Source organism: Verrucomicrobiales bacterium (assembly GCA_016793885.1).
GTDB lineage: Bacteria > Verrucomicrobiota > Verrucomicrobiia > Limisphaerales > UBA11320 > UBA11320.
On sequence record JAEUHE010000165.1, the window covers coordinates 1 to 4615 of the forward strand.

Annotated in this window: 2 protein-coding genes; both read left to right on the forward strand. The window is 58.5% G+C overall.

All coding sequences use genetic code 11. The features are described from left to right. Window positions 1-16 precede the first annotated feature (16 nt). The gene (locus JNN07_18940; protein ID MBL9169823.1) at window positions 17-3523 is read left to right on the forward strand and encodes a DUF3883 domain-containing protein; all 3507 of its coding nucleotides are present in this window, start codon (window positions 17-19) and stop codon (window positions 3521-3523) included. A 3-nt stretch (window positions 3524-3526) separates the two neighbouring features. Beyond that, a partial coding sequence (locus tag JNN07_18945; protein MBL9169824.1) for a DUF1156 domain-containing protein occupies window positions 3527-4615 on the forward strand: 1089 nt, incomplete at its 3' end.

Genomic DNA, 4615 nt, shown 5'->3' on the forward strand with positions numbered 1-4615 from the left:
TTGCTACGGTCCCGCGATGCAATTGGAACAGATCACCCCCAACGTTTCACTGGTCGGCATTGAGCCGTCCAGCGTGGTAACCGTTGTGGCCGTGGTTCCAATCGGAGAAGGCGCAGTCCAGGTCATCTACAAGACCCCGGATGGAGCGCTCAAGGACCGTCTCCTGAATCGAGGAGATGAATCCAGTATTCAGATCGCCACGACCGAGCGTCCTTGGTCCTTTGATGGAGACGGCGAAGCCTTCAAACTGACCGTGGAAGCCAAGCGTATCGACCTGGCCTTCCTGTTCGACCCTATGATGGCCGTCCACACTTCAAATGTGGAACCGCTACCTCACCAAATCACCGCCGTTTATGAATCCATGCTGCCGCGCCAGCCGTTACGTTTCGTGCTCGCCGACGACCCCGGCGCGGGCAAAACCATCATGGCAGGTCTTTACGTTCGGGAACTGATCATGCGTGCCGACGCGCGGCGCATTCTGATCGTTGCCCCCGGAAGTCTGGTGGACCAATGGCGTGAAGAAATGTTCGAGAAATTCGGCTTGGAGTTTCGGGTCTTCACCAAAGACCTGGAAGCTGCTACCCCCAGCGGCAACCCCTTCGAAGACATCGATCACCTGATCGTTAGGCTCGACCAGATGGCCCGCAACGAGGATCTCCAGGAAAAGCTTTGTGCCGCTGGCTGGGATCTGGTGGTGTTTGACGAGGCCCACAAGCTCGCCGCTCATTTCTTCGGCAACAAGCTGGAAAAGACCGGTCGTTTCAAGTTTGCCGAAAAACTCGGTGCCCAAACGCGCCACCTCTTGTTGATGACCGCCACGCCGCACAACGGCAAGGAAGAGGATTTTCAATTGTTCCTCTCACTTCTCGATTCAGATCGTTTCTACGGGAAATTCCGGGACGGCGTTCACAAGGTCGATTGCTCTGACCTCATTCGCCGCATGGTGAAGGAAAAGCTGGTGAAATTCGACGGCACTCCCCTCTTCCCGGAGCGCCGCGCCTACACCGTCAACTACCAGCTCTCCGACCTGGAATCCGCACTGTATGAAGCCGTGACCCAGTACGTGAAGACAGAGATGGGAAAAGCTGATGCCCTTGAAGGCAAACGCAAAGGCTCCGTCGGTTTCGCCCTCACGGCGCTGCAACGGCGACTGGCTTCCAGTCCGGAAGCGATTTACCAATCGCTGAAACGCCGTCGCGAACGCCTCGAACGCCGCCTCCGCGAGGAAAAGATGGGCGCTCGCGGCCAGCAGATTCTCGCCGAAACCCTCGCCGATGTTCCCGACGACGAAGACGATCTCAATGCGGAGGAGCAGGAAAACCTTGAAGAAACTTTGGTTGATCAAGCCACGGCTTCGCAAACTATCGCGGAGTTGGCAGCGGAAATTGTCAGCCTTCAAGACCTGGAACGACAAGCGAAAGCCTTGGTCGCCTCAGGAAAGGACCGCAAATGGGATGAACTTTCCCGCATCCTTCAGAACGAACCCAAGATGCACGACGCAGGGGGTCGGATTCGGAAGATCATCATCTTCAGCGAGCACCGCGACACCCTCAACTACTTGCATGAGAAAATTGCTGGCGTGCTCGGCAGCCATAACGCGATCGTCGTCATCCACGGTGGCGTCAACCGCGACGACCGCCGCAAGGTTCAGGCCCTATTCCGTTCTGATCCTGAGGTTCGCGTCCTCGTCGCCACAGATGCCGCCGGTGAAGGTATCAATCTCCAGAACGCCAACTTGATGGTGAACTATGATCTGCCGTGGAACCCCAACCGACTCGAACAACGGTTCGGCCGTATCCACCGCATCGGGCAACAAGAGGTTTGCCACCTTTGGAATCTGGTCGCCAAAGAAACGCGCGAGGGTGACGTCTTCTTCCGCTTGCTCGAAAAGCTTCAAGTCGTCAGCGAAGCCCTCCAGGGCCAGGTGTTCAACGTCCTCGGCGAAGTCTTTGACGGAAACAGCCTCAAGGACATGCTGCTCGAAGCCATCCGTTACGGCGACCAGCCGGAAGTGCGCGCCCGTCTCAGCCAGAAAATCGACAACGCGCTCAATCGCGAGCACCTCCTCACCATTCTAAACCGCGACGCGCTGGCTCACGAAAGCCTGAGCCCGGAGCGTCTCTTTGCCGTGAAGGAGGAAATGGAAAAGGCTGAAGCCCGTCGCCTCCAGCCTTATTTCGTTCGCTCCTTTTTCATGAAAGGTTTCGAGGCGCTCGGTGGGGCCATCTATCCCCGCGAATTCGAGCGTTTCGAGATAACCCACGTTCCTGGGGAATTGCGTGAACGCGACCGACTCATCACCGGACGCAATCGGCGCGACCTAGCTCCCGTCCTCAAACGCTACGAACGCGTCTGCTTCACAAAAGACGCCGTGCGCCCAACAGAGCGCCCCGGTCTTGCTTTCGCCAGCATGATCCATCCCGGCCATCCGCTCATGCTGGCCCTTAGCGACGTGTTGCTGGAGCAGCACGCGAATCTACTGCGCCAGGGCACAATCCTCGTGGATCCGAGTGACGAGGGCGACCAGCCATCGCTCCTCTTTCTCATTACGCACGAGGTTAAATCCGGCGACGGTCACGTGATCTCAAAGCGTCTGCAATTCGTCCGCGTCCTGCCAGATGGAAGTGCCACCTTTGCCGGTTGGGCACCACACCTGGACCTTGAACCGCTTGCGGCCGCCGATCGTCCTTTGCTGGCAGAAGCGCTTTCCGCCCCCTGGCTGTCCTCGGGGCTCGAACAACGCGCCCTCGCTCTCGCGGCCTCCAAACTCGTCCCGGAACATTTCAGCGAAATCGCAGGGCGACGCATCGCCCATGTGGACAAGACGCTCGCCGCCGTTCACGAGCGTCTGACGAAGGAGATTGATTATTGGTCCGACCGCTACATCAAGCTGACCGACGACAAAGCCGCCGGGAAAGACGTACGGCTGAACCTCGAAAACGTCCGCCGCACCCTCAGCGACCTCGAAGCACGGTTGGAAAGTCGCAAGAAAGAACTCCAATCAATGCGACACGTCACCTCCGCCACGCCTGTCGTTCTAAGTGGTGCACTTGTTGTTCCGGCGGGCCTCCTTCGGAAGTTGCGCGGGGACCCACTCCCCGTTGGCTCTGCTTTCTCAGCCGACCCTGAAGCGCGCTCGCGCATCGAGCAGCTCGCGATGAACGCCGTCCGTTTGGCCGAAGAAGCGCGGGGCAACCGCATCGTAGATGTCTCCGCCCAGAAATGTGGTTGGGACATCACTGCTTACGCACCTGCCATGGAAGGCAGGTTGCCCGAGGCCCGTCACATCGAAGTGAAAGGCCGCGTCAAAGGCGCAACCATCGTCACGGTGACAAAGAACGAGATTTTTGAAAGCTGGAACCAGGGCATCAAATACCACCTTGCGATCGTGCTGGTTGGTGAGGACGACTCCATCGACGGTCCTCATTACGTGACTCATCCATTCAAGGAAGAACCCGGCTGGGGCGTATCATCCGTCAACTACGACCTCAAAGCGTTGCTCGCACGCGCCCAAGGAATTTAAGGCATGTCCGACCACCCCATCAAATCACCCCGCAAGCTCATCGAAGTCGCGCTGCCACTAGACGCAATCAACGAGGCCTGCGCTTACGAGAAGATGCCGGGCATTGGTGCGCATCCTCGCGGCATTCATCTTTGGTGGGCACGGCGACCGCTGGCGGCGGCAAGGGCCATACTATTTGCGCAGCTCGTCAACGATCCCGGCTCAAACATTGGCAGAGGTTTCAAATACGGGATGAACAGGAAGGAAGCCGCCATCGAGCGGAAGCGGCTGTTCAAAATTATCGAAGACCTCGTGCTGTGGGAGAACAGCACCAACGAAGAAGTGCTGGAGCGGGCCCGCGCCGAGATTCGCCGCTCGTGGCGGGAGGTGTGCGAGCTGAACAAGGACCACCCGCAGGCCGCCGAGCTGTTCAATCCCGACAAGCTACCCGCCCTGCACGATCCCTTTGCCGGTGGCGGGGCCATCCCGCTGGAGGCGCAGCGGCTGGGGCTTGAAGCTTACGCCAGTGACCTCAACCCCGTGGCCGTGCTCATCAACAAGGCCATGATCGAGATCCCGCCAAAGTTCGCTGGCCTGCCGCCAGTCAGCATCCTGCAAAGCCGCCAAGGGGCGAAGAAGAAGGAACTGGATTTGGAACGGGAATGGCCCGGTGCCACCGGTCTGGCGGAAGACGTGCGCTACTACGGCGCTTGGATGCGGGAGGAAGCGCAGAGGCGCATCGGCCACCTCTATCCGCCGGTGGAAATCACGGCGGAAATGACGAAAGACCGCCCCGACCTCACGCTGCTTGTCGGACAAAAACTCAATGTTATAGCCTGGCTTTGGGCGCGAACGGTTAAAAGCCCAAACCCGGCCTTCTCCCATGTTAATGTGCCGCTCGTCTCTACCTTTATTCTTGCCAGTAAGGATGGCAAAGAGGCTTACGTAAATCCCATCGTCGAAGACGACCAATACCGCTTCACTGTACAGCTCGGCACTCCTCCGGCTGAAGCGGCGAACGGCACCAAGCTTGCAAAAGCAAACTTCGGCTGCCTTCTGTCAGGAGCACCTATCAACACGAAATACATCAGAGCCGAAGCATGTGCGGGCAGA